General features: G+C 68.3%; 20 protein-coding genes. 10 read left to right on the top strand and 10 right to left on the bottom strand.

Features of this window, described 5'->3' with window-relative positions; all coding sequences use genetic code 11:
* Positions 1-3: 3 nt before the first annotated feature.
* The 7 genes from AC07OD_RS23910 to urtA form a co-directional block, all read right to left on the bottom strand.
* Positions 4-348 carry an FmdB family zinc ribbon protein gene (locus tag AC07OD_RS23910; RefSeq protein ID WP_057228095.1) on the bottom strand — a complete coding sequence of 115 codons (345 nt, stop codon included), beginning with the start codon at positions 346-348 and terminating at the stop codon, positions 4-6.
* Positions 349-385: 37 nt separating this feature from the next.
* Positions 386-1612, bottom strand: coding sequence for a formamidase (gene fmdA / locus AC07OD_RS23905; RefSeq protein WP_494598219.1), 1227 nt, complete (start codon positions 1610-1612; stop codon positions 386-388).
* A gap of 206 nt (positions 1613-1818) precedes the next feature.
* Entirely contained in the window at positions 1819-2508 is a 690-nt protein-coding gene (gene urtE, locus AC07OD_RS23900) for an urea ABC transporter ATP-binding subunit UrtE (RefSeq protein ID WP_494598218.1), read from the bottom strand.
* Positions 2509-2649: 141 nt separating this feature from the next.
* Positions 2650-3393, bottom strand: coding sequence for an urea ABC transporter ATP-binding protein UrtD (urtD, locus tag AC07OD_RS23895; RefSeq protein WP_121507918.1), 744 nt, complete (start codon positions 3391-3393; stop codon positions 2650-2652).
* Positions 3394-3412: 19 nt separating this feature from the next.
* Positions 3413-4624 (bottom strand): urea ABC transporter permease subunit UrtC, encoded by a 1212-nt coding sequence (gene urtC, locus AC07OD_RS23890; protein ID WP_494598217.1) that lies wholly within the window; start codon positions 4622-4624, stop codon positions 3413-3415.
* Positions 4625-4670: 46 nt separating this feature from the next.
* Entirely contained in the window at positions 4671-5585 is a 915-nt protein-coding gene (gene urtB / locus AC07OD_RS23885) for an urea ABC transporter permease subunit UrtB (protein WP_218296553.1), read from the bottom strand.
* Positions 5586-5743: 158 nt separating this feature from the next.
* Complete coding sequence (gene urtA / locus AC07OD_RS23880; protein WP_218296552.1) at positions 5744-7009, bottom strand: urea ABC transporter substrate-binding protein; 1266 nt, start codon at positions 7007-7009, stop codon at positions 5744-5746.
* 233 nt (positions 7010-7242) lie between these two features.
* On the opposite strand from urtA, the gene AC07OD_RS23875 reads away from it, so the two are divergent.
* Both AC07OD_RS23875 and AC07OD_RS23870 read left to right on the top strand, forming a co-directional pair.
* On the top strand, positions 7243-10683 hold the full coding sequence (locus tag AC07OD_RS23875; RefSeq protein WP_494598216.1) for a hybrid sensor histidine kinase/response regulator: 3441 nt from the start codon (positions 7243-7245) through the stop codon (positions 10681-10683).
* On the top strand, positions 10680-11591 hold the full coding sequence (locus tag AC07OD_RS23870; RefSeq protein WP_494598215.1) for a response regulator: 912 nt from the start codon (positions 10680-10682) through the stop codon (positions 11589-11591). Before AC07OD_RS23875 ends, AC07OD_RS23870 begins: the two co-directional genes overlap by 4 nt.
* Before the next feature lie 215 nt (positions 11592-11806).
* Here the strand turns inward: AC07OD_RS23870 and AC07OD_RS23865 are convergent, their stop codons facing one another.
* The gene (locus tag AC07OD_RS23865; protein ID WP_218296549.1) at positions 11807-12268 is read right to left on the bottom strand and encodes a PACE efflux transporter; all 462 of its coding nucleotides are present in this window, start codon (positions 12266-12268) and stop codon (positions 11807-11809) included.
* Between the two features lie 76 nt (positions 12269-12344).
* Between AC07OD_RS23865 and AC07OD_RS23860 the strand changes: the two genes are divergently transcribed.
* Positions 12345-13316 (top strand): LysR family transcriptional regulator, encoded by a 972-nt coding sequence (locus AC07OD_RS23860; RefSeq protein ID WP_494598214.1) that lies wholly within the window; start codon positions 12345-12347, stop codon positions 13314-13316.
* A 3-nt stretch (positions 13317-13319) separates the two neighbouring features.
* On the opposite strand, the gene AC07OD_RS23855 is transcribed toward AC07OD_RS23860, so the two are convergent.
* Positions 13320-14156: an MBL fold metallo-hydrolase gene (locus AC07OD_RS23855; RefSeq protein WP_492244778.1), complete on the bottom strand. Its 837-nt coding sequence runs from the start codon at positions 14154-14156 to the stop codon at positions 13320-13322.
* A gap of 119 nt (positions 14157-14275) precedes the next feature.
* Here AC07OD_RS23855 and AC07OD_RS23850 point away from each other — a divergent pair, with 119 nt between their 5' ends.
* The 6 genes from AC07OD_RS23850 (at position 14276) to AC07OD_RS23825 (ending at position 21656) form a co-directional block, all read left to right on the top strand.
* A complete protein-coding gene (locus tag AC07OD_RS23850) occupies positions 14276-15292 on the top strand; it encodes a helix-turn-helix domain-containing protein (protein WP_494598213.1) in 1017 nt (338 codons plus the stop codon).
* Positions 15293-15400: 108 nt separating this feature from the next.
* Entirely contained in the window at positions 15401-15802 is a 402-nt protein-coding gene (locus AC07OD_RS23845; protein ID WP_218296545.1) for a GFA family protein, read from the top strand.
* Positions 15803-15842: 40 nt separating this feature from the next.
* Complete coding sequence (locus AC07OD_RS23840) at positions 15843-16736, top strand: PPK2 family polyphosphate kinase (RefSeq protein ID WP_494598212.1); 894 nt, start codon at positions 15843-15845, stop codon at positions 16734-16736.
* Positions 16737-16918: 182 nt separating this feature from the next.
* Positions 16919-18238, top strand: a complete 1320-nt coding sequence (locus AC07OD_RS23835; RefSeq protein ID WP_218296543.1) for a Glu/Leu/Phe/Val family dehydrogenase — start codon at positions 16919-16921, stop codon at positions 18236-18238.
* Between the two features lie 377 nt (positions 18239-18615).
* On the top strand, positions 18616-20274 hold the full coding sequence (locus AC07OD_RS23830; RefSeq protein ID WP_494598211.1) for a class I adenylate-forming enzyme family protein: 1659 nt from the start codon (positions 18616-18618) through the stop codon (positions 20272-20274).
* Positions 20274-21656 carry an MFS transporter gene (locus AC07OD_RS23825; RefSeq protein WP_494598210.1) on the top strand — a complete coding sequence of 461 codons (1383 nt, stop codon included), beginning with the start codon at positions 20274-20276 and terminating at the stop codon, positions 21654-21656. Before AC07OD_RS23830 ends, AC07OD_RS23825 begins: the two co-directional genes overlap by 1 nt.
* Before the next feature lie 56 nt (positions 21657-21712).
* Here AC07OD_RS23825 and AC07OD_RS23820 read toward each other — a convergent pair whose 3' ends face one another.
* A complete protein-coding gene (locus AC07OD_RS23820) occupies positions 21713-22834 on the bottom strand; it encodes a hypothetical protein (RefSeq protein ID WP_494598209.1) in 1122 nt (373 codons plus the stop codon).
* A gap of 208 nt (positions 22835-23042) precedes the next feature.
* On the opposite strand from AC07OD_RS23820, the gene AC07OD_RS23815 reads away from it, so the two are divergent.
* On the top strand, positions 23043-23699 hold the full coding sequence (locus AC07OD_RS23815; RefSeq protein ID WP_494598208.1) for a DUF8692 domain-containing protein: 657 nt from the start codon (positions 23043-23045) through the stop codon (positions 23697-23699).
* Positions 23700-23814 lie beyond the last annotated feature (115 nt).

Here is a 23814-nt window from a genome sequence, read left to right as displayed (position 1 = left end):
CAATCAATGAGAAATCATCCAGGGCCGTTTGCTGGGAAACGCCTTGGCGCCGCTGGGCGCCGTCACCGTGGCCTTGCGGCTTTGCGATGACGAACAGCAACCACAGCCTGCGGGGTGCTTGAGGCGGGCGTAGTCACCCGAGCGCTGCGGTTCGTGCCGCGCGCGCTCGTTGGTGGCGATGGCGCTGCGTGCGGACGCACTCATGAGCGCCAGGCGCGGTGCGGTGGCAAACACGCGCGGCGATGCGGCGCCGCAGTCCGGGCAGGCGGCGGGTTCGTTGCGGTCGGCCAGCAGGCGGAAGGCATCAAACCCGCCACACTGGGCACAGGCGTAGTCGTAGGTGGGCATGGCGGGTCCTTCTGCAGCAATGGTGTTTGATTGACTGTCAGACCAGGTCGGGCGACAGCGGCATGGCCACCGAGCCATCCAGGTGCTTGATCGGCCCCGCCGCACTCGGGTTGATGTCAAAGTCAAAGATCTGCGTGGGCAGCCACAGCGTGGCGCAGGCGTTGGGCACATCCACCACACCGCTGATATGGCCCTGCACGGGCGCCGTGCCCAGAATGGAATAGGCCTGCGCGCCCGAGTAGCCGAACTTCTTTAAGTACTCGATGGCGTTCAGGCAGGCCTGGCGGTAGGCCACGTTCACATCCAGGTAGTACTGCTTGCCGCTTTCGTCCACGCTGATGCCTTCAAAGATCAGGTAGTCGTTGTAGGTGGGCGTGATGGGGCTGGGCTTGAAGATGGGGTTCTTGATGCCGTACTTGGCCATGCCGCCCTTGATGAGCGTGACCTTCATGTGCACCCAGCCCGCCATCTCGATGGCGCCGCAGAAGGTGATCTCGCCATCGCCCTGGCTGAAGTGCAGGTCGCCCACCGACAGCCCGGCACCGTCCACATACACCGGGAAGAACACCTTGGCGCCGCGCGACAAGTCCTTGATGTCGCAGTTGCCCCCATGCTCGCGCGGTGGCACCGTGCGGGCGCCTTCGGCAGCCGCCTTGGCTTTGGCCTCTCCAGTCAGGCGACCCATGTGCGCGGTGCCCGCCGAGGGTGGGTTGGCCAGCCCGGCCGTGGGGTCCGAGTCGATCAGGGTCTGCTCACGGGCGTTCCACTGTTCCAGCATCTTGCGGTCGGGCAGGCATCCGATCAGGCCGGGGTGGATGAGGCCGGCGTACTTCACACCCGGCACATGGCGCGAACTGGTGAACATGCCATGAAAGTCCCAGATGGACTTTTGCGCCTGGGGAAAGTGCTCGGTCAGAAAGCCGCCGCCATTTTTCTTGCTGAAGAAACCGTTGAAGCCCCACAGGCTGTCCTGCTTGGCGCCAATGTCCAGCAGGTCCACCACCAGCAGGTCGCCCGGCTCGGCGCCCTTCACACCCACGGGGCCGCTGAGGTAGTGCACCGTGGTCAGGTCGATGTCGCGCACATCGTCGGCGCTGTCGTTGTTCTTGATGAAACCGCCGGTCCAGTCGAACGTCTCCAGCACAAACTCATCGCCGGGGTTGACCCAGCAGGCCATGGGGATGTCGGGATGCCAGCGGTTGTGGATGTTCTCGTTCTCGGTGGGCGACTTGCTCAGATCGACCTTGATCAGGGTTTCAGCCATGGCATGCTCCTTGGAAGGGTGGGTGGACAGAGGAAAAAGTGGGGGAAGAGAGTCCAGGGCTTGCACGGCAAGCGCCCTGCGAAACTGTCACGGCGAAGGCCAGTGCCCCCGCGCAAGGGCCGCCCCGCCGCGCTGGGGGCGTTCCCCTCCTGCAGCGCGCAGCGATGCGAGAGAGGGGGAAGGCGCGAAGCGACACAGGGGGTGCCTCATACAGACAAATAAGCCTTGATGCGCTGCTGGTCGGTGTCAGCGCGTGCCGTCTCATGCACCAGGCGGCCGCCTTCGATGACGAACAGCCGGTCGGCCACGTCCATGGCGAATGACAGCACCTGCTCGCTCACCACGATGGTGATCTGGCGCAGCTTGCGGATCTCGTTGAGCGCCTTGGCGATGTCCTTGATGATCGAGGGCTGGATGCCCTCGGTGGGCTCGTCGAGCAGCAGCACCTTGGGGTCGGTGACCAGTGCGCGGGCAATGGCCAGCTGCTGCTGCTGCCCGCCCGAGAGGTTGCCGCCCTTGCGGCGGCGCATGTCCCACAGCACGGGGAACAGCGCGTAGATGTCTTCGGGAATCTGCCGCGTCTTGGAGTTTTCCAGCCCGGTCTCGATGTTCTCTTGCACAGTGAGGGTCGGGAAGATCATGCGGCCTTGCGGCACGTAGGCGATGCCCTTGGCCACGCGGCGAAAGCTCTCGTCCTTGGTCACGTCCTGGCCTGCCACGGTGATCTGGCCGCTCTTGACGGGCATCACGCCCATGAGGCTTTTGAACAGCGTGGTTTTGCCCATGCCGTTGCGGCCCATGATGGCCACGGTTTCGTTCTCCCGGCCCTCAAACGAGATGCCGTGCAGTGCTTCGCTCTGGCCGTAGGCGACAAACAGGTCTTCGACTTTCAGCATAGTTGTGCTCCAGAGAGTTTGGAGGATGGACGGTGAGAGCCGCGGTCGCTCCGGGGGCCGTCTCGCATTGCATTCGTCCTGGCGCTGCGCGTCATCCACACCGCATGAAGCGGGCGCGGCCGCTCAGGGGGGCGCTTCATCTCAATGGCCCAGGTACACGTCGATGACTTTGGGGTCCGCCTGCACCTTCTCCATGGGGCCTTCGGCCAGGATCTTTCCCTGGTGCATCACGGTGACCTTGTGGGCAATGCGCTTGACGAACTCCATGTCGTGCTCAATGACGATCACCGCGCGGTTCTTGCAGATGCGCTGCAGCAGCTCGGCCGTCAGCTCACGCTCGCGGGCGCTCATGCCGGCGATGGGCTCGTCCAGCATCAGCAGCTCGGGCTCCTGCATCAGCAGCATGCCGATCTCCAGCCACTGCTTTTGCCCGTGGCTGAGCAGGCCCGCCTCGGTGTCGAGCTTGTCGCCCAGGCCAATGTCTTCGGCCACCACCTGCACACGCGCCTTGACTTCGTCGGTGCACTTGAACGCCAGCGCGCCCAGCACCGAGCGGCCCGCGGGGTAGGACACCTCCAGGTTCTGGAAGACCGACAGGTTCTCGTAGATGGAGGGTGTCTGGAACTTGCGCCCGATGCCCAGCCGCACGCGCTTGTGCTCGGCCATGCGGGTGAGTTCCTCGTTCTTGAACTTGATGCTGCCCCCCGTGGCGCGGGTCTTGCCGCAGATCAGGTCCAGCAGCGTGGTCTTGCCCGCTCCGTTGGGGCCGATGATCACGCGCAGCTCGTTCTTGTCGATGTACAGCGTGAGGTCGTCGATGGCCTTGAAGCCGTCGAACGACACGGTCAGGTCTTCAATGGCCAGCGCGAAGTCGGTGTTGCTCATGAGGGGTGCTCCGGTGGTTTCAGACGCCCTGGCGGCTCACGCCGTCAGGCAGCGTGGCGGCGGGTGCTGGCGACGATGCCGCAGCGGTGCTCGCATCCACAGGCGGTCGGGCTGCGGGTGGGCGGCCTTGCACCGATGCCTGGCGCAGCGCTTCGCGGCGGCCCTTCCACCAGGGCACCACATGGCTCTCCCACAGGCCCGCCAGGCCCATGGGGAAGGCCATGGTCACGCCGATGAAAAGCCCGGCCATGAGGAACAGCCACAGCTCGGGAAAGCTCTCCGAGAAATACGTCTTGCCCGCGTTCACCAGCAAGGTGCCATACACGGCCCCCACCAGGCTCATGCGCCCGCCCACGGCGGCGTAGATCACCATCTCGATGGACGGAACGATGCCCACGAAGCTGGGCGACATGAAGCCCACCTGCAGCGAGAACATCGCCCCACCGATGCCCGACAGCGCGGCGGCCAGGCAGAAGGTGAAGACCTTGAAATTGGCCACGTCGTAGCCCGAAAAGCGCACGCGGTCTTCCTTGTCGCGCATGGCCAGCAGCAGCGTGCCCACCTTGCCGGTCTGTATCCAGCGGCACAGGACGATGGAGCCGATGAGCAGCGCCACGCACACGTAATACAGGATGTACTTGGCGCTGTCGGTGCGCGTGTCCCAGCCCCACAGGGTCTTGAGGTCCGTCATGCCGTTCACGCCCCCGGTGTAGCCCTGCTGGCCGATGATGAGCACGGTCAGGATCAGCGCCACGGCCTGCGTGATGATGGCAAAGTACACGCCGCCCACGCGGCGCTTGAACATCGCGAAGCTGATGACCCAGGCCAGCACCGTGGGCACCAGGATGACCGCTGCCAGCGCAAACGGCAGGCTCTTGAAGGGAATCCAGAAGCTGGGCAGCTCGGTGATCTGGTTCCAGTCCATGAAGTCCGGGATGCCGGGCGTGGACTGGATCTTGGTGCTGATGGGGTCCGACGCTTCGAGCTTGAGGAACATGGCCATGGCATAGCCCCCCAGGCCAAAGAACACGCCCTGCCCCAGGCTGAGCACGCCGCCGTAGCCCCACACCATCACGAGGCCGATGGCGACGAACGCATAGGTGAGGTACTTGCCCACCAGGTTCAGCCGAAAGATGTCGAGTGCCAGCGGCAGCACCACGGCCAGCAGCACGGTGAGCAGTACCAGGCTGGCGAGCTGGTAGCGCAGGATCCAGGCTTTGAGGGCGTTCATGCGGAGACTCCGGTGGGCTCGAAGGAAATGGACAGTTGAGCGAATTTCATCGGCGAACTTTGGAGGCGAACAAACCCTGCGGCCGCACCATCAGGATCAGCACGATCAGCGACAGCGTGATCATCTTGGCCATGGAGCCCGCCATGAAGAACTCGGTGATGGACTGCGTCTGCGCAATGCCGAAGGCCGACACCACGGTGCCCAGCAGGCTGGCGGCGCCGCCAAACGTCACCACCAGGAAGGCGTCCACGATGTAGAGCGAGCCCGATGTGGGGCCGGTGGAGCCGATGGTGGTGAACGCTGCGCCCGCCACGCCGGCAATGCCGCAGCCGATGGCGAACGTGAGGCGGTCGGTCTTCTGGGTGTCGATGCCGATGGCGTTGGCCATGACGCGGTTGCTCACCGTGGCGCGCACCCGCAGGCCCCAGCGGCTTCGGTGCAGGGCCAGCAGCACGCCGCCCGTGACCACCGCCGTCAGCGCCAGCACGAACAGGCCATTGATCGGGATGTCCAGCCCCTCGGCGGGCGCCCAGGAGCCCAGCAGCCAGTCGGGCAAGGTCGGGCTGACCTCCTTGGGGCCGATGAAGGTGCGAAACGATTGCTGCAGGGCCAGGCTGATGCCCCAGGTGGCCAGCAGCGTGTCGAGCGGGCGCTTGTACAGGTGGCGGATCAGCCCCCATTCCACCAGCCAGCCCGCCGCAAACGCAAATCCGAACGCCGCCACGATCGCCAGCGGAAAGTAATACGGAATCATCTGCGGCGCATGGTTGGCCGCCAGGGTGGAGCCCAGGTAGATGGTGTAGGCGCCAATGGTCATGAACTCGCCATGGGCCATGTTGATCACGCCCATCTGCCCAAAGATGATGGCCAGGCCCAGCCCCATGAGCAGCAGCACGGCAAAAAGGCTCAGGCCCGCAAAGCCCTGCATGAGGCCGATGTTCATCATTTCGGAAAAGGTCATGTTGCAGCTCCTGCGTGGGCAGCGTTGGAAAACGAACAGCGGTGCCATGGGGCGGCCTCTTGCGAGGGACACCGAGGAAGGGCCGCCCCGCACCGAGGGTGTCGTCCCCCTCCCGCGCAGCGAGAGAGGGGGAAGGCGCGAAGCGCCTCAGGGGGTGTTTATTGATAACCTTTGGGAAATGGATCGGGCTTGATCAGCGCGGGCGACTCGGACACCACCTTGAACGACGCGTCCGGCATTCCCATGGCGATGCGCGACTTGCTCCACAGGTGGTGGTTGGCGTCCACCTTCACATAGCCCTCCGGCGCGGTGGTCAGTTCAATGCCGGGCGATGCGGCCACCACCTTGTCCACGTCAAAGCTCTTGGCTTTTTCGACCGCCGCCTTCCACAGCCAGGGGCCCAGGTAACCCGCCTGGGTCACGTCGCCAATCACGGCCTCCTTGCCGTACTTGGCCTTGAAGGCGGTCACAAACTTCTTGTTGTTCTCGTTGTCGAGCGACTGGAAGTACTTCATCGACGAATAGAAGCCCGCGAAGTTCTCGCCGCCCACCCCGGTCATTTCGTCCTCGGTGACCGACAGCGTGACGAGCAGCTGCTTGTCGCCCGTGATGCCCGCGGCCTTGAGCGCCTTGTAGAACGCCACGTTGGAGCCACCCACCACCGCCACAAACAGGCAGTCGGGCTTTTGCACCTTGATCTTGTTCATGAGCGAGCCGAAGTTGGTGCTGCCCAGCGGGTAGTACTCCTCGCCCACGACCTTGCCCTTCTGGAAGTTCTCGATGTGCTTGCGCGCAATCTTCATGGAGGTGCGGGGCCAGATGTAGTCGGAGCCAATCAGGAAGAAGCTCTTGGCCTTCTTCTCGGTCTTGGCCCATTCCAGGCTGTACAGGATCTGCTGCGTGGCTTCCTGGCCGGTGTAGATCACATTCTTGGACTGCTCCAGGCCTTCATAGAACGTGGGGTAGTAGAGCAGGCCGTTTTCCTTTTCGAACACCGGCAGCACGGCCTTGCGCGAGGCACTGGTCCAGCAGCCAAACACGGCGGCGCAGCGGTCGTTGATGAGCAGCTTCTTGGACTTCTCGGCAAACGTGGGCCAGTCGGAGGCGCCGTCTTCCTTGATCACCTTGATCTTGCGGCCCAGCACACCGCCCATGGCGTTGATCTGGTCAATGGCCAGCTGCTCGGCCTGGATGGAGCCCGTTTCGGAAATCGCCATGGTGCCGGTGGCCGAGTGCAACTGGCCCACGGTGACTTCGGTGTCGGTGATGGCCAGCTTGGTGGTGTTGACCTGCGCCGTGGGCTGGCCAAAAGACCAGGCGGGCAGGCCCGCTACCGACGCGGCGCCCAGCGCCTGCAGGATGCGACGGCGGCCGGGTTCGGCCTGGACGGAGTCACTGAAGCGGGGGTCGGAGGGGTGGCTCATGAAGGCGCTCCTTGCGGGATCGGTGTGAATGAATGAAGGAAAGGACGGGACGAAAGCGGGTTGTTGTTTGCGCTGTGGAATGAAGGTTAGGGACAACCCTTGCATGCGCCCATACGTCAATTAACGTAGGGCTGCCTACGCACCCCGGTGCGCACCCTGCGCATGGCCCCGCGCACCCGTGCAGCGCCCCAACGCGGTGCACGCCTAGAACGCTTCTTGCTTGAAGCCTGCGCATGGCCCCACCGCTCCCACCCAACGCCCAGAGCGCGCCGCAGACCATCTTCCGGTTCCGGCGCGAATACAACGCGTGGGTGGCCGACGAGACCATGGAGGACTACGCGCTGCGCTACACGCCCAAGAGCTTTCGGCGCTGGAGCGAATTCCGCGTGGCGAACACCGCATTTGGGTCGCTGTCGTTCCTGGCGCTGGAGGCCATTGGTGGTGCGATTGCGCTGAACTACGGCTTCAGCAACGCCATGTGGGCGATCCTCACCGTGGGGTTGCTGATCTTTCTGACGGGCCTGCCCATTGCCTACTACGCCGCGCGCTACGGCCTGGACATGGACCTGCTCACGCGCGGCGCGGGCTTTGGCTACCTGGGCTCCACCATCACGTCGCTGATCTATGCGGTGTTCACCTTCATCTTCTTTGCGCTGGAGGCGGCCATCATGGCGCTGGCGCTGCAGATGGTGGTGGACTGGCCGCTGGAGTGGTGCTACATCGCGTCGTCGCTGGTGGTCCTGCCGCTGGCCATGCGCGGCATCACCCTCATATCGCGCCTGCAGGCGTGGACGCAGCCGCTGTGGCTGTTCCTGCTGCTGCTGCCCTTTGTGTGGATTGCACTGGCCCAGCCGCAGCTGTACCGCGACTTTGCGGGGCTTTCGGGCCTCAAGAGCGGCAGCAGCCAGTTCGATCCGCTCATGTTTGGTGCAGCGGCCGCGGTGATCTTTTCGCTGGTGGTGCAGATTGGCGAGCAGGTGGACTTTCTGCGCTTTCTGCCCGAGCGCACGTGCGCCAACCGCCTGCGCTGGTGGGGCGCCGTGCTGGTGGCCGGCCCTGGGTGGATCGTCATGGGCATGCTCAAGATGGCGGGCGGGGCCTTTCTGGCGTTTGCCGCGCTGCAGTTCGAGGTGGGCGCCCAGCGCGCCGCCGAGCCCACGCAGATGTTCCTCGCAGGCTTTCACCAGGTCATGCAGGCGCTGGGCCTGCCAGGGCTGGCCGTGGCGGTGACGGTGGTGTTCGTGGTGGTGTCGCAGATCAAGATCAACCTCACCAACGCGTACGCGGGCTCGCTGGCATGGTCCAACTTTTTCGCGCGCGTCACCCGCAGCCACCCGGGGCGTGTGGTATGGCTGGTGTTCAACGTGTTGATTGCCACGCTGCTGATGACGCTCGGGGTGTTTGGAGCGCTGGAGAAGGTGCTGGCCGTGTACAGCAACGTGGCCATCGCCTGGGTGGGCGCGCTGGTGGCCGACCTCGTCATCAACAAGCCGCTCGGGCTCTCCCCCAAGGGCATCGAGTTTCGGCGCGCGCACCTGTACGACTTCAACCCCGTGGGGCTGGGCGCCATGGTGCTGGCGGCCACGGTGGCCTGCGGCGCCTATGCGGGGCTGCTGGGCGAAGAGGCGGCCGCGTTTTCGCCCTTCATCGCGCTGGTGCTGTCGATGGCGCTGGCGCCGCTGCTGGCCTGGCTGACGCAGGGCCGCTACTACCTGGCGCGCGCGCCGGGCAACGAGTGGCGCCCCGGCGAGATCGTGCGCTGCGCCGTGTGCGAGAACCAGTTCGAGTCCGAAGACATGGCGCGCTGCCCGGCCTATGCCGCGCCCATTTGTTCGCTGTGCTGCTCCCTGGAGTCCCGCTGCCACGACCGTTGCAAGACCGGCTCGCGCGCGGCCGACCAGTTGCGCGGCGTGGTGATGGCCCTGCTGCCGCAGCGCTGGGCCATCAAGGTGAACTTTCGCCTCGGACAGTACCTGATGGTCGTGGTGTCGCTGTGCGCGGTGATGGCGTTTCTGGTGGGCGTGGTGTATGTGCAAGAGAGCCTGCAAACCCCTGCGCCCGAGCAGGTGCTGCGGATGCCGTTCCTCAAGGTGTTTGCGTTGCTGGCGCTGCTGGCGGCCGTGTGCGCGTGGTGGGTGGTGCTGAGCACTGACAGCCGGCGCATGGCGCAAGATGAATCAGAGCGGCAGACGCAGCTGCTGCTGCAGGAGATCGAGGCCCACAAGCGCACCGACGCCGAACTGCAGGCCGCCAAGGACCAGGCCGAGTCGGCCAACCAGGCCAAGACACGCTACGTGGCGGGCATGACGCACGAGCTGCGTTCCCCCCTCAACAGCATCCTGGGCTACACGCAGATCTTGCTCAAGAACCCGCACACCGAAGGCTGGATGCGCGAGACGCTGTCCACCATGCAGCACAGCGGCCAGCACATGCACGCGCTCATTGACGGGTCGCTGGAGCTGGCGCGCATCGAGGCCGGGCGCCTGCGGCTGGACATGGCCCCGCTGCCGCTGCCCGACCTGATCGAGAACATCGAAGCCATGCTGCGCCCGCAGGCCGAGGCCAAGGGCCTGCACTTTGTGGTGGAAACCGTGGGCACCATGCCCGGCTGGATTCGGGCCGACGCCAAGCGCCTGCGGCAGATCCTCATCAACCTGCTGTCCAACGCGGTGCGGTTTACCGAGCGCGGCGAGGTGCGGCTGCGCATGGACTTTCGCCAGCATGTCTCGCGCATTGAAGTGATCGACACCGGCATCGGCATCGAGCCGCAAGACCTGGAGCGCATCTTTGTGCCGTTTGAACGCGGCAGCGCGGGGCGCCGGGCCAGCGAGGCGGGCACGGGCCTGGGGCTGACCATCACGCACCTGCTTGCCGAGCTGATGGGTGGCCAGCTCACACTGACCAGCACCCCGGGCCAGGGCAGCACCTTCACCGTGCGGCTGTACCTGCCCGGCATTGCGGTGGACCCGGCCTGGACCCCGCCCAGCCGCGCCACGCTGCGCCCGGTGATCGGCTACCTGGCACCCCGGCGCACGCTGCTGGTGGTGGACGACCAGCCCCTGCAGCGCCAGCTGCTGGCCGGCCTGCTGGTGCCCCTGGGCTTTGATGTGCGCGAGGCCGCCAGCGGCCGCGAATGCCTGGAGATCGTGCGCCAGACACCGCCCGACCTGGTGCTGCTCGATATCACCATGGACGACCTGGACGGCTGGCAGACCGCTGCCCTGCTGCGCGCGCTGCGCCCCGCGGCCGAGCTGCCCGTCGTGTTCGTATCGGCCAACCTGTTTGAACATGAAGCGACGCGCCTGGCCGCCCAGCAGTGCCAAGGCTTCGTGGGCAAGCCCGTGATCGAATCCGAACTGCTGCAGGCGCTGGAGCACGCGCTGCAGCTGGAATGGGTGCGCGACAACGCCCCGCTGGCGCCCGGCCCGGATCCCGCCGCAGGCCCCGCCAACCCGGACGACACCCTGGCCACCCTGCCCGAAGAGCTGCGCGAAGACCTCACCCGCCTGGCACGCTCCGGCCAGGCTGCCGCGCTGCGCGAGCGGCTGCGGCGCGCACGCGGCGACCTGCCGGGCCACGCCGCCACGCTGGCGCTGCTGCAGGCCAGCGCCGACCGCTTTGACTTCGAAACCCTGGCACACCACCTGCGCGAGCCCGAAGAGGGAACCCCATGAACGACCAACCCGACGCCGCCCCGCAGATCAGCCAGCGCGTGATCCTGGTGGTGGACGACGCGCTCGACACCCTGCGCATGCTGTGCGATGCACTGGCCGCCGAAGGCTACGCCGTGCTGGCCGCGCGCGATGCCGAAGAAGCCCTGCAGCGCTTTGACCTCACCGTGCCCGACGGCCTGCTGCTGGACGCGGTGATGCCCGGCATGGACGGCTTTGCGCTGTGCCGCCAGCTCAAGGCCACCCCGCCCTGGTCGCATGTGCCCGTGGTGTTCATGACGGGCTTGTCGGACACCGAACAGATCCTGCAGGGCTTTGCCAGCGGCGGCGTGGACTACGTGGTCAAGCCCCTGCGCATCCCCGAGGTGCTGGCCCGGCTGGCCACGCATGTGCGCAACGCCCAGGCCACGCGGCTGGCGCGCGAGGCGGTGGACGTGGCCGGGCTCGGCGTGGTGGTGCTCGACGGCCAGGGCCGCGTGGCCTGGCGCTCACCGCAGGCCACGCGCTGGCTGGAGACGGCTTTCGCCCGTGAAGAGGCACCGGCCGAACGCGCGGCCGCCTGGCTGGTGCAGGCGCGCCGGGAGGGCGCGCAAACCCTGCCCCTGGCCGATGGCCGGCAGCTGCTGGCCCGGCACATGGGCGCCAGCGGCCTGGCCGAATCCATGCTGCTGCTCAGCCACGCGCAGCCCGAGGCCGCCGCGCCGCGCCACCTGCAGCAGGTGGCGCTGACCCCGCGCGAGACCGAGGTGCTGTCCTGGCTGAGCAAGGGCAAGACCAACCGCGACATCGCCGACATCCTGGGCATGAGCCCGCGCACGGTGAACAAGCACCTGGAGCACATTTTTGAAAAGCTGGGGGTGGAAACGCGCACCGCCGCCGCGGCCATTGCGGGGCAGTTGCTGCAGATCTGAGTCCGGATTTTCCGGACGGGCCACGCCTGCCCCCATTCGTCCGGGCGGAGCCTGTCGACGCCAGGGCGCTCCTTGCGAGCGGCCCTTCGACGGGCCCGGGCGACCGGCTGATCCGAGGCAGGCACCCATCAGGTCAGTTGAGGTCAAATTGACCTTTGGCGCTTATCCATCAAGCGCCAATAGCTATTAATTTGATAGCGAAATTCCTTGCAACCTCAGGCAGCCACGGGCTCCATGGCCGAGGCCGGCAGGCCGAACAGATGGTCGAACACCCAGTTGAAGACAAAGGTGTAGCACAGGAAGAACACGATCAGCCCCAGGTCCATCACGAACGCGTGCCACAGGCTGATGCCGAACCACCACGCGAACAGCGGCACCAGCGTGAAGACCAGTCCGCCCTCGAAACCGATGGCATGCGCCACGCGCCGCGCCACGCTGCGGCCGCGCACGGGCTGGCGTGCTTCCCAGCGCTCGAAGGCCCAGTTGAAGATGATGTTCCAGAGGATGGCAATCACCGAGGCCGCCACGGCCACCACGCTCGAATGGCCCGCGCCCTGACCCGTCAGCAGGGCCAGCCCCGCCGTCGCCGCCACGATGGCGATCAGTTCGTACAAGGTCACATAGATCAGGCGGCGCTTGAGGCCCTGCAGACCAAAAAGAGTAGGTTTCTTGTCCATGGGCCGGACTTTATATTCAACAATCTGACATATAAAGTCAGCTTGTTTCAGTTTTATTGATAGATCAGGAACCACCATGGCCTTCAGTTCCGACAGCGTGCAGGTCTTTCTGGCCGCGCTGGACCACGGCTCGTTCTCGGCGGCGGCACGCGCGCTCTCGCGGGTGCCCTCGGCGGTGAGCATGACGATGGCCCATCTGGAGGCCGAGCTGGACGTGCAGCTTTTCGACCGCAGCGGGCGCGAGCCCCGGCCCACCGCGGCAGCGCGTGCGCTGGAGCCCCAGGCCCGGCTGCTGGCGGGCCAGCTGCAGCAGCTCAACGCCCAGGCGCTCGCGCTGACCCAGGGGCTGGAGGAGCGGCTGACGCTGGCCATCGCCCCCGAGCTGCTCGCTGCGCGCTGGACCGGGCCCCTGGCCGCGCTGGCGCAGGAGTACCCGCTGCTCCAGGTCGAGGTGCTGGCCGCGCCGCAGGTGGATGCGCTGGAGCTGCTGCACGGCGGCCGCGCCCAGCTGGCGCTGGTGTTCGAGCGCCCCAGCATCGACGGGCGCGAGGGTTTCCAGGAGGTGGGCACCGAGACGCTGGTCGCCGTGATCGCCCCCCAGCATCCGGTGCTGGAGGGCGCACGGGCGTCGGCGAAGGCGCGGGGCGAAGACCCCGGGCGCGCCATGCTGCGCGAGGAGCACCTGACCACCACGCGCCAGATCGTCGTGGCCAGCCGCGACCTGGCGCAGACCGATCCCCGCTTTGTGTTTGCCCGGCACCACTGGCGCACCGACAACCACCTGGCCGCGCTGGGGCTGATCGAAGCGGGCCTGGGCTGGGGCTGGCAGCCCCGCGCGCTGGTGCAGCCACGCATCGAGGCCGGCCGCCTGGTGGAAATGCCCTTCGAGAACCTGAGCAACGGCACCGCACTGTGGGTGGACGTGGTGTGGTCCAAGGAGCGCCCGCTGGGCCTGGGCGCGGCGCGCTTCGTGGCGCTGATGCGGGAGAGCACGGGGGTGCGCTCGGCCCCCGGCGACTGCACCCTCAAGAAGGGCTCCAGCGCCTGACCATCATGCGCAATTAGCTATTATTTCAATAGCATCCATGCCGCCAGTCGTGCGCCGGAACCGCCGCGCCTCGCCGTCCTCGGGCACCCACAGGCGGTGCGCCCAGCCGCCCTGCTCGGCCAGCGCACGCACTGCCGCGCGGGTGGTGGGGCAGTGGTCCAGGGCCTGCAGGTGGTTGACCACCAGGGTGCCGGGCGTCAGCGCGGCGGCCTCGGCCATGTCGGCGGCGTCCATGAGGATTTCCGCGCCGATGTCGAAGCGCGCGCCCCCAGCGGGCAGCACCGCCACATCCGGCTTCAGTCGCGCCAGGCAGTCGCGCACGGCGGGGGTCAGCAGCGTGTCGCCCGCCAGGTACACGCGGGGCTCGCCCGGCAGCTCCAGCAGGTAGCCATGGCCGTGCTCCATGAACCGGCCGATCCAGCCCCGGCCGTGCACGCAGGCGATCGGCGTGACATGGCCGCCCAGCGCGAACGGCTGGCGCTGCGGGCCGGACAGCGGCCACGCCGCCAGGCCCCGTTGCGCCAGGTAGCCCGCATCGCGCGGCATGCAGACCACCGGAATCTGCCGCTCTCGCAGAAAACGCTTGCCCGCGCGGTCCAGGTGGTCGAAGTGGCCGCGCTGGCAGTGCGTGATGAGGGCGTGCGTCACGCGCTCCAGCGCCGCGTCCGTGCCCGGCGGCAGGTCGACGATGGGATTGCGCTCGCGCCCCTGGCCCAGGTAGCGCAGCGCAGGCAGGGCGCCGCGCGGGGCGAGCATCGGGTCCACCAGCAGGCCCACGGGGCGGCCTTCCGATGAGAATTCCAGCAGGACGGTGGCATTGCGCAGATGGGTGATGTGCATGGGGGTCTCCAACAGGGCCGGGGGGTGGGTCGATGGCCGATTGTGGGATGCCGCGGCCTGCGCGAGAATGGCCTGATCGGACAACTTCTTGCCATTTCCGGCCAACCACTTCTTCCCCCATGGCAACACCCGTCGAGCCATCCCTCCCGCGTCGCTCCGTGCCGCCGCCCGCCGCCCCGCTGCGCCTGGGCCTGCTGCTGTACCCCGGCTGCATGCCAGCGGGCCTGTTCGCTGCCGCCGACATGGCCCGAGCGGCCGGCCTGCGGGTGCAGCGGCCCGTGGTGCAGACGCAGTGGGTGGGCGCCGACCTGCAGCCCGTGCCCACGTGGCAGGGGCCGGCGCTGGCGCCCACCGCCGCCCTGGCCGGGGCCGATGTGGATGCGGTGCTGGTCCCCGGCCTGTGGCTTTCGTCCACGAACGACCTGGCCGCGCAACTGCAGCAGCTGGCCCCGGTGGTGCGGGCCCTGGCCGCCCTGCCCCGCCGCACGCAGGTGTGGAGCTACTGCGCCGGTGTGCTGCTAGCCGCCGCCAGCGGCCGCCTGCGCGGCCGTGGCGCCACGGCCACCTGGTGGCTGCGCGCCGCGCTGGAGCAGCAGTTCGGCGCCGTGCGCTGGCGCTTCGACGAACCCCTGGTGCAGGACGGCGCCGCCACCACGGCGGCCGGTGCCAACGGCCACCTGCCGCTGATGCTGCACGCCCTGGGCGCGCGGATCGCGCCCGAGGCCCTGGCGGACCTGCAGGCGCTGCTGATGCTGCCGCGCCCGCGCGCCACCCACCCGGCGTTCGCGGGGCACGACCTCATGGCCACGGCCGACGCCGACCTGCGCCGCGCCATGCTCTGGGTGCAGCGCAGCCCCGCCGCAGAGCTGCGGCTGCCCGCGCTGGCGGACGCGCTGGGCGTGTCGCCCCGCACGCTGGCGCGCCGGGTGCAGGCCCACACGGGGCTGCCGGCGGCGCACTGGATGCGCCGCATCAAGCTGCGCCAGGTGAGCGAGGCGCTGTGCGACACGCCACGGCCCTTGAAGCGCATCGCCGAAGACCTGGGTTTTGCCAGCGAAGCCGGCCTGCACCGGGCCTTTCGGCAGGCCACGGGGCAGACGCCGCTGGCCTACCGCATGGCGCACGGGCGCGGTTGAAGGTTGAAAGAACCCCGGCAGAAGGCTGGCGGGGTAGCCCCGCAGCCGCGCTTTTGCGATCATCCGCCCTCGCCCTGCAAGATCGCCACACGTTCCGAGGACCCGCCCATGCCCCAGACCTACACCGCCACCTGCCATTGCGGCGCCGTCCATGTGCAGGCGGGCCTGGACCTGAGCCAGCCCACCTTCCGCTGCAACTGCTCCATCTGCCGGCGCACGCGCTTCTGGGCAGCCGTGGCGCTGCCGGGCCAGTTTCACATCGTGCGCGGGCAGGACGAGCTCACGCGCTACCAGTTCAACACGCGCAAGAACCTGCACTACTTCTGCAGGCACTGCGGCGTGCGCGTGTTCGGCCACGGCACCGAGACGCCGATGGGCGAGATGTACGGCGTCAACGTGGGCTGCATCGACGGGCTGACGGACGAAGACCTCTCGCGGCTGGCCATCGTGCGCATCGACGGCCGGCACGACCAGTGGCAGCAGCCGCCGGCCCACGCAGGCCACTTGTGAGCTAACCTCTTTCACACCAACGCACCGCGCCTGGAACCCCATGCCGTCACCCCTGATTCCCAAGTCCCGCAACAAGGCCGCCGAGCTCTGGTCGCAATGGCAACCCGGCAAGCCCGCCGATGGCGAGGGCAAGGGCAGCAGCCGGGGCAAGCCGCCACGCGGCGTGTCGCTGCAGGACTACGACCCGGGCGCCAAGCCGTTTTCGCAGGGCGAGAAAGCCCGGGACAAGGCCGCCGTCGAGGCGCTGGCCGAGGAACTCGATGCGCTGCAGAACCTGTTCTATGCCGACAAACGCTACAAGCTGCTGGTGGTGCTCCAGGGCACCGACACCTCGGGCAAGGACGGGACGATCCGGGGCGTGTTCGGCCGCATGAGCGCCCTGGGCGTGCATGCCGTGGGCTGGAAGGCGCCGACCGAGGCCGAGCGCGCCCGCGACTACCTCTGGCGCATCCACCAGCAGGTGCCACAGGCCGGCGACATCACGGTGTTCAATCGCAGCCACTACGAGGACGTGCTGGTGCCCGTGGTCAACGGCTGGATCACGCCCGAACAGCACCAGCAGCGCCTGGCCCACATCAACGACTTCGAGCGCATGCTCGGCGAAACGGGCACCATCGTGCTCAAGTTCCTGCTGCACATCAGCCCCGAGGAGCAGCGACAGCGCCTGCAGGAGCGCCTGGACGATCCGGCCAAGCACTGGAAGTTCAGCATGGGCGACATCGAGGTGCGCAAGCAATGGGCGGAGTACCAGCGCGCCTACGACGCCCTGCTGGCCGCCACCCACACGCCCTGGGCACCGTGGACCATCGTGCCCGCCAATTCCAAGACCCACCGCAACCTGATGATCGCCACCGTGCTGCGCGAGGTGCTGCAGAACCTGGACCTGCGCTACCCGACGGGCGACCCGGCGCTGACCCATTTCACGGTGGAATGACCGGCGTGGCGGGCGGCCGCCCGGTGCCCGCGCCCGGCGCGGCCCATGGTGCAGTGCCGCATGGGGCGGTCGTTTGCGTGGTTATGCAACAAATGCATAACACACAAACACTACGGCCTTAGACAGCGTGCGGCGGCAGGCATAAGCTTCGCGGCTTGAACTGATCCCACAAGGAATTCACCATGTCTTCATCCACGGGCGCCCCAGCCTCCAACCCCGCAGGCGCAGTCCACACCCTGCCCTCGTACCTGCAGGCCGACCACCTCGGCCCCTGGGGCAACTACCTGCAGCAGGTAGACCGCGTCACCCCCTACCTGGGCAGCCTGGCGCGCTGGGTGGAAACGCTCAAGCGCCCCAAGCGCATCCTGATCGTGGACGTGCCGATCGAGCTGGACAACGGCACCATCGCCCACTACGAGGGCTACCGCGTGCAGCACAACCTGAGCCGGGGCCCCGGCAAGGGCGGCGTGCGTTTCCACCAGGACGTGACACTGTCCGAAGTGATGGCCCTGTCGGCCTGGATGTCGGTCAAGAACGCCGCCGTGAACGTGCCCTACGGCGGTGCCAAGGGCGGTATCCGCGTGGACCCCAAGAAGCTGTCGATGGGTGAGCTGGAGCGCCTGACGCGCCGCTACACCAGCGAGATCGGCCTGCTGATCGGCCCGTCCAAGGACATCCCCGCCCCCGACGTGAACACCAACGGCCAGATCATGGCCTGGATGATGGACACGTATTCCATGAACGTGGGCGCCACCGCCACCGGCGTGGTGACCGGCAAGCCCGTGGACCTGGGCGGCTCGCTCGGCCGTGTGGAGGCCACCGGCCGCGGCGTGTTCACCGTGGGCGTGGAAGCCGCCAAGCTCACCGGCCTGGCGCTCGACGGCGCCCGCGTGGCCGTGCAGGGCTTTGGCAATGTGGGCGGCATCGCGGCCAAGCTGTTTGCCGAAGCCGGCGCCAAGGTGGTGGCCGTGCAGGACCACACCGGCACCATCTTCAACGGCAAGGGCCTGGACGTGCCCGCGCTGCTGGCGCACGTGAAGACCCGGGGTGGCGTGGGCGGCTTCGCCGGCGCCGATGTGATGCAGCCCGAGGAGTTCTGGGGCGTGGACTGCGAGATCCTGATCCCCGCCGCGCTCGAAGGCCAGATCACCAAGGACAACGCGGGCCAGATCAAGGCCAGGCTCGTGATCGAAGGCGCCAACGGCCCCACGACCACCGAGGCCGACGACATCCTGCACGACAAGGGCGTGCTGGTGCTGCCCGACGTGATCGCCAATGCCGGCGGCGTGACGGTGAGCTACTTCGAGTGGGTGCAGGATTTCTCCAGCTTCTTCTGGAGCGAGGACGAGATCAACGCCCGCCTGGTGCGCATCATGCAAGAGGCCTTCGCGGGCATCTGGCAAGTGGCGCAAGAGCACAAGGTGAGCCTGCGCACCGCCACCTTCATCGTGGCCTGCCAGCGCATCCTGCACGCCCGCGAAATGCGCGGCCTGTATCCGTAAGCGCCCGCAGCGGCTGCGCCGCTTCCCCCGAGGGGACACGCCGGTGGCCTGGCGTGAAGGCGCCGCCTGATTGCGCAGGGGCACTTTCTAGTCCGCCATCCTGGCCACGCCCTTACCGGGGCGGGCCTTGCCAAACAACCGCCACGCCGTGATCCGGCCTGGCGGTTTTTTCTTTGTCTGCGCACGGTGCGCCGGCCTGCTTGTTGCGCCACGGCGACGGGCACGCGGCGCGCACCGCCGTTCACGGAGCCAAAGCGACCGCACAGCCGAAGCAGAAACAAGAAGATACGCGCACGTACAAATGGTCATCTTTTGCCACGGGTGCGCGTGAAAAACTTCCTTGACCTTGCTTTCACGCCCCTCCTGGGAGACTTCCGGTGGCCTTACCTTCCCTGCGCAGCCTGGTGGCGCGCTTTCTCCTGAACCGCTTGCGCACCGCCCGCGCCGTCGCCCGCCTGGCGTACCGTCTGCACCCCCACAAGCCCGCGCTCATCGACCGGCGCGGCACGCTCACCTATGCGCAGCTGCACGAGCGCGTGTTGCGCCTGCAGGCCTGGATGCAGGCGCAGGGCGTGAAGAAGGGCGACGTCGTGTTCACCTGGCTGCCCGAGACCGGCGAGCAGTACGAAACCCGCCTGGCCACGTTCGAGAACGGCACCATCTTCGCGAGCTTCCACAAGCACCTGCCGGCCGATGCGGCGCTCACCACCATGGGCCGCGTCAAGCCCACAGTGTTCATCCACGACCCGCTGCTGAGCGCCCCCATCCTGCAGGCCGTGCGCGAGCAGCTGCCCGGCCTGCGCCTGCTGGCGCTGGGGGATGAGTACGAACAGGCGCTGGCGCTGGCCACCCCCACCGCGGGCACCGCCGAGGTGCACGAGGACGACGTGTTCGCGCTGCACATGACCTCGGGCACCACGGGCCTGCCCAAGTCCATCGGCTACAGCAACCGCAAGTACCTGGACAGCGTGCGCCTGATCTCGCGCGCCATCGACTTCAGGCCACCCGCCCACGGCCCCGACGTGAACATGCTGGGCCTGCCGCTCACCGGGCCGGGCTCGGGCCTGGTGCTGCCCACGCTGCTCTCGGGCGCGGCGCTGGTGATGCCCGAGGACTTCCGCGCCAGCACGCTCGCGGGGCTGATCCAGAAGCACCGCGTGTCGCGCGCCTTCCTCTCGCCCTCGGCCATCATCGACCTGCTGGACGAGCCCACGCTGGACCAGTACGACCTGTCGTCGCTGACCCACGTGCCCTATGGTTCGGAGATGATGCCCGCGCCCAAGATCGCCGAGGCCATCCGCCGCTTCGGGCCGATCTTCCAGCAGGGCTACGGCTGCCTGGAGGCCCTGCCGCCCATCACCTGGCTGCTGCCGCACGAACACGTGGATGCCCAGGGCAACCCGCTCGGCCTGGAGGTGCTCTCCACCGTGGGCCGGGTCATGCCCGGCGTGCAGGTGGTCATCCGCGGCGACGACTTCACGCCGCTGCCGCATGGCGAGATGGGCCTGATCACCGTGCTGACGCCCGTGCGCTTCGACGGCTACTGGCTCGACCCCGAAAAGACCGGCGAGACCCTGCGCGACGGCTGGGTGGTGATGGGCGACCTGGGCTATTTCGACACGGCAGGCTACCTGCACGTGCTGGGGCGCAGCGCCGACCGCGTCTCGCGCGATGGGCAGCTGCTGAACCCGCGCGAAGTGGAGGAGGTGGCCCACACCCACCCCTCGGTCAAGGAGGCCTGCCTGGTGCAGCATGGCGCGCAGGCCGTGCTGGTGCTGAGCCTGCGCCAGAGCTGGCGCAAGGGGCAGGACTGGGGCACGCTGGAGGGTGAGATCGCGCAGTACCTGGCGCAGCAGCTGCCCGCCACCCTGTGCCCCGACGATGTCCGCATCGTCGAGGAGATTCCGCGCAGCTTCCTGAACAAGATGCTGCGCCGCGAAGTGCGGCTGATGCTCGAAGCCGCGCCGCCGCGCGCAGCCGCCCCTGCGCCCACGTCCGCCGCAATGCCCGCGTCCGTCTCGGCGGTGGCACCGTGATGCACCCCAGCCACGCGCCGGGCAGCACCACGCCATCGCCCCTGACCCTCGGCACCAAGCTCAGCTACGCGGTCGGCAACGTCGGCCTGCAGATGCTGGTCGCGGCGATGAATTTCATGCTCATGATCTTCTACACCGACGTGGCCCTGGTCGCGCCCGCCGTGGCCGGCGCGGCGCTGCTGGTGGGCAAGGTGTGGGACACCGTCAACGACCCGCTGTTCGGCTGGGTGACCGACCGCACGCGCTCGCGCTGGGGCCGTCACCGCGTCTACCTCGTCTACGGAGCCCTCCCGCTGGGCATTGCGGCAGCCGCGGTGTGGATGGTGCCGCCGGGCCTGTCGCCGGTGGCCGCGTTCCTGTGGATCGCCATCACGTACACCGTGTTCGACACGCTCATGACGCTGGTGCAGCTGCCCTACCAGGCGATGGCCGCGAACATGACCACCGACTACGACGAGCGCACCAGCCTCACGGCCCATGCCTCCATGGGTGCGCTGCTGGGCTTCTTCGCGGGCAGCGTGTTCATGCCGGTGCTGGTGCGGGCCGCGCCCGACGCCCGCACCGGCTATGCACTCGCGGGCTCGTGCTTCGGCCTGATCGCCGGCGCGGCCGTGGCCGTGGTGGCCTGGCGCGTGCGCGAGCCCCAGGGCGGCGCCGAGCCCGCCGCCGACGCCAGCGACCGCCAACCCATGTGGGACAGCGTGCGCGAGACCCTGCGCACCACGCTGCGCAACCGCCCTTTCCTGCTGCTGATGAGCGCCGCGACCCTGGTGCGCCTGGGCCTCACGCTGGTGCAGGCCTCGCTCGCGTACTTCGTGATCTACCAGCTGCAAGGCGACAAGGGCGACCTGCCGCGCTACATGGGCACGCTGCTCGGCGTGGTGGGCCTGTCGCTGTTCGTGTGGAAGGTCGTGGTCGACCGCTGGGAAAAGAACTGGGCGTACGTCCTGGGCCTGGTGCTGTGCGCGGGCGGCCTGGTGGCGCTGTACTGGGTGGGGCCGGGCGACCAGCGCCTGGTCATGGGCATCCTGGTCGTCATCGGCATCGGCATGGGCGCGCACTGGATCGTGCCCTTCGCCATGGTTCCCGACACCATCGACCACGGCCACATGCAGGCCGGCGAGCGCAAGACGGGCATGTACTACGGCCTGTACGGCCTGATGGACAAGCTGGCACGCACGCTGGCCACGGTGATGGTGGCCGGCATGCTGGACGTGACGGGCTACGTGCCCAACGTGGCGCAGTCGGCCAGCGCGCTGCAGGGCATCACCCTGATGACCGGCGTGCTGCCGGCGCTGTGCCTGGTGCTGGCCGTTCCGCTGCTGGTGGCCTACCCCATCACGCGGTCGCGCCACGCGGACATCCTGCACAAGACCCGCTGACCCGCGAGGCCGCGCCCCGCCAGCGCGATCCCCGAAAAGTCCGGGACGAACCGGCTCTAGGCGCCGGGCGCGGGGCCCACCGGCTCCGGTGGCCGCACCCCGCGCTGCGCCAGGCAGAAAGGCTGGGCGCACTCCGCGCGGGCCGCATAAGGGCAGCCCACGGTCTCGCACAAACCGGTGGCGCCGTTGCGGGCGCGGTCCTCCTCGCGCGGCACCTGGCCGCTGGCCTGCAGCACGGCCATCTGCGTCCACGGGTCCATGCGCAGCTGCGCCAGCAGGTCGCGGCCATACACGGCAGCGGGCATCTGCGGCTGGAAATCCATCACCAGCAAGGCGCTGGTGCGGGGTGCCGAGGCCTCCAGCCCTTGCAGCACCATCGCGAACACCCCGGACTGCAGCGACTGCGCACTGCCCGTGAACGGCACCTGCAGCGGCGCCGCCGTGGAGGGCGTGGCGGTCGCCGCCGCCGCTGCGGATGCGGCAGCCGAAGGCGCCTGCGACGCCAGCCACGGCACCGGCACGCGCAGGGTCAGCGCAAAGCCGCGCGGGCCTTCGGGCGTCTGCACGCTGCCCTGGCGCACCAGCCAGGTCTGCAGCGGCGGCGTCTCCGCGTCCACCGCGCCGCTTTCCAGCGCCTGCGCCAGCCCGATGGGCCAGGGCTGGGCGGCCGTGACCCGCTGAGGCGCCACACTGCCCGCCGTGAGCTGCGCCACCAGCGCACCCACCATGCGCAGCAGCGGCGCACCCAGCCCCGTGGCGGGCCAGTCGGCGCCCGACACGGATGCCGTGGAGGAGGCTGGCACAGGCGCGCCCACGGGCAGCGGCGGCGGTGCCAGCGCCCCCCGCGGCGCGGCGCCGGCCCTGGCGCCGGGGGCCGCAGCGGCGGCCGCGTTGCCCGCCACGCCGCGCCGTGGTTCAAAACCTGCGCCGAGCTGCTCGCGCGCCTGCGCCGAGATGCTGGCCTTGTCGGCCGCCGGGGCGGGCAGAGGTCCGGCGGGCGGGCTGGGAGAGGTCGGTGTGGGCGGAGGCGCGCTCGGGTCGGCCGTGGGCAGCGGCGCGGTCGCGGGGCCGGGCTTGTCCAGCCCCAGCAGCGCGGCCTGCCGCTGCAGGGCCGCTTCGGCCAGGAACTGGGCCACGGGCGGCAGCGCGCTGCGGGAGGGGTCGATGGGGAGGGCCATACCGGACAAGCGTGGGAGTTTCCGATTCTGAAGCGATTCCACGGGCGTGAACAGGGCACGCCGCCCGCAGCGTGCAAAACCATCAACAAGCTACCAAATGCATAGCTGAAAATGCACTAAATTCCAGCGCCAGTGGCCTATCTGATTCAAAATTGCGCCGGTCCGCTGGCACCACCCGGTGCCGGTGCCCCGTGGTTCCAAGCTCGCCATGCGCCAACGCCCTGCCCCACCATCCCACCACACGCCCGGCCCCACGCGGGCGCCCCACCCGGGGGTCGCACCCGCCCTGCTGGGCGCGGTGGCGGGGTTCCTGCTGTTCAGCGCATGGATCTTTGCGCCGGGCTGGGAGCGCGCGTTCCGCTCCGACAACTCGCCTGCATCGTGGCTGTCGAGTGCGCTGCTGCTCACGCTGTGCATCACCGCGCTGCGCCTGACGGCGGAGCGCTGCCTGCCCGGGCGGCTGGGCGTGTGGCTGGTGCTGGCCTTCGGCGCGCTGGCGCTGGACGAGCAGTTCATGCTGCACGAGCTGTGGAAGTTCCGCTGCCACGAATGGACCGATGCCTGCCGCTGGGGCGCCGTGCGCGAGGCGCCCATGCTCGCGGTGGCTGGGGTGGGCCTGGCCACGCTGGCGTGGCTGCACCGGGCACTGTCGCACCGCAGCACCCAGGCCCTGCTGTGGACCGGGTTCGCCGTGGGGCTGGCGGCGATGGCCGTGGACCAATGGCCCGAGGTGCAGCCGCACTGGCCCTGGTTGCCAGGGCTGCCAGAACTGCCGGAGTTGCTGGCTACGCTGGAAGAGGCTCTGGAGGTGATGGCGGAGGCGCTGGTGCTGGGGGCGTTGTTGCGGCAGCCGGGTTTGCGGTGAGTGTGGGTATCACTGCGGGCTGATTGAGCGGTCACTTTGGGCCCAAAGCAGACAGGGATGCTCATCTGTTTCTCGCTCAAAGTTGGCGAAGAATCCTCCGAAGCTCAGATAGTGA

This window comes from Acidovorax sp. GW821-FHT10E03 (assembly GCF_059415205.1).
This window is presented reverse-complemented; position numbering and strand designations above follow the sequence as displayed.

What these genes read in the sequence shown, in the direction of transcription:
- urtB (WP_218296553.1), bottom strand. Translation starts at nt 5,585, where the DNA reads ATGACCTTTTCCGAAATGATGAACATCGGCCTCATGCAGGGCTTTGCG.
- AC07OD_RS23835 (WP_218296543.1), top strand. Translation starts at nt 16,919, where the DNA reads ATGTCTTCATCCACGGGCGCCCCAGCCTCCAACCCCGCAGGCGCAGTC.
- AC07OD_RS23910 (WP_057228095.1), bottom strand. Translation starts at nt 348, where the DNA reads ATGCCCACCTACGACTACGCCTGTGCCCAGTGTGGCGGGTTTGATGCC.
- AC07OD_RS23825 (WP_494598210.1), top strand. Translation starts at nt 20,274, where the DNA reads ATGCACCCCAGCCACGCGCCGGGCAGCACCACGCCATCGCCCCTGACC.
- AC07OD_RS23870 (WP_494598215.1), top strand. Translation starts at nt 10,680, where the DNA reads ATGAACGACCAACCCGACGCCGCCCCGCAGATCAGCCAGCGCGTGATC.
- AC07OD_RS23845 (WP_218296545.1), top strand. Translation starts at nt 15,401, where the DNA reads ATGCCCCAGACCTACACCGCCACCTGCCATTGCGGCGCCGTCCATGTG.
- AC07OD_RS23815 (WP_494598208.1), top strand. Translation starts at nt 23,043, where the DNA reads ATGCGCCAACGCCCTGCCCCACCATCCCACCACACGCCCGGCCCCACG.
- AC07OD_RS23820 (WP_494598209.1), bottom strand. Translation starts at nt 22,834, where the DNA reads ATGGCCCTCCCCATCGACCCCTCCCGCAGCGCGCTGCCGCCCGTGGCC.
- AC07OD_RS23860 (WP_494598214.1), top strand. Translation starts at nt 12,345, where the DNA reads ATGGCCTTCAGTTCCGACAGCGTGCAGGTCTTTCTGGCCGCGCTGGAC.
- AC07OD_RS23865 (WP_218296549.1), bottom strand. Translation starts at nt 12,268, where the DNA reads ATGGACAAGAAACCTACTCTTTTTGGTCTGCAGGGCCTCAAGCGCCGC.
- urtC (WP_494598217.1), bottom strand. Translation starts at nt 4,624, where the DNA reads ATGAACGCCCTCAAAGCCTGGATCCTGCGCTACCAGCTCGCCAGCCTG.
- AC07OD_RS23850 (WP_494598213.1), top strand. Translation starts at nt 14,276, where the DNA reads ATGGCAACACCCGTCGAGCCATCCCTCCCGCGTCGCTCCGTGCCGCCG.
- urtD (WP_121507918.1), bottom strand. Translation starts at nt 3,393, where the DNA reads ATGAGCAACACCGACTTCGCGCTGGCCATTGAAGACCTGACCGTGTCG.
- urtA (WP_218296552.1), bottom strand. Translation starts at nt 7,009, where the DNA reads ATGAGCCACCCCTCCGACCCCCGCTTCAGTGACTCCGTCCAGGCCGAA.
- AC07OD_RS23855 (WP_492244778.1), bottom strand. Translation starts at nt 14,156, where the DNA reads ATGCACATCACCCATCTGCGCAATGCCACCGTCCTGCTGGAATTCTCA.
- urtE (WP_494598218.1), bottom strand. Translation starts at nt 2,508, where the DNA reads ATGCTGAAAGTCGAAGACCTGTTTGTCGCCTACGGCCAGAGCGAAGCA.
- AC07OD_RS23875 (WP_494598216.1), top strand. Translation starts at nt 7,243, where the DNA reads ATGGCCCCACCGCTCCCACCCAACGCCCAGAGCGCGCCGCAGACCATC.
- AC07OD_RS23840 (WP_494598212.1), top strand. Translation starts at nt 15,843, where the DNA reads ATGCCGTCACCCCTGATTCCCAAGTCCCGCAACAAGGCCGCCGAGCTC.
- fmdA (WP_494598219.1), bottom strand. Translation starts at nt 1,612, where the DNA reads ATGGCTGAAACCCTGATCAAGGTCGATCTGAGCAAGTCGCCCACCGAG.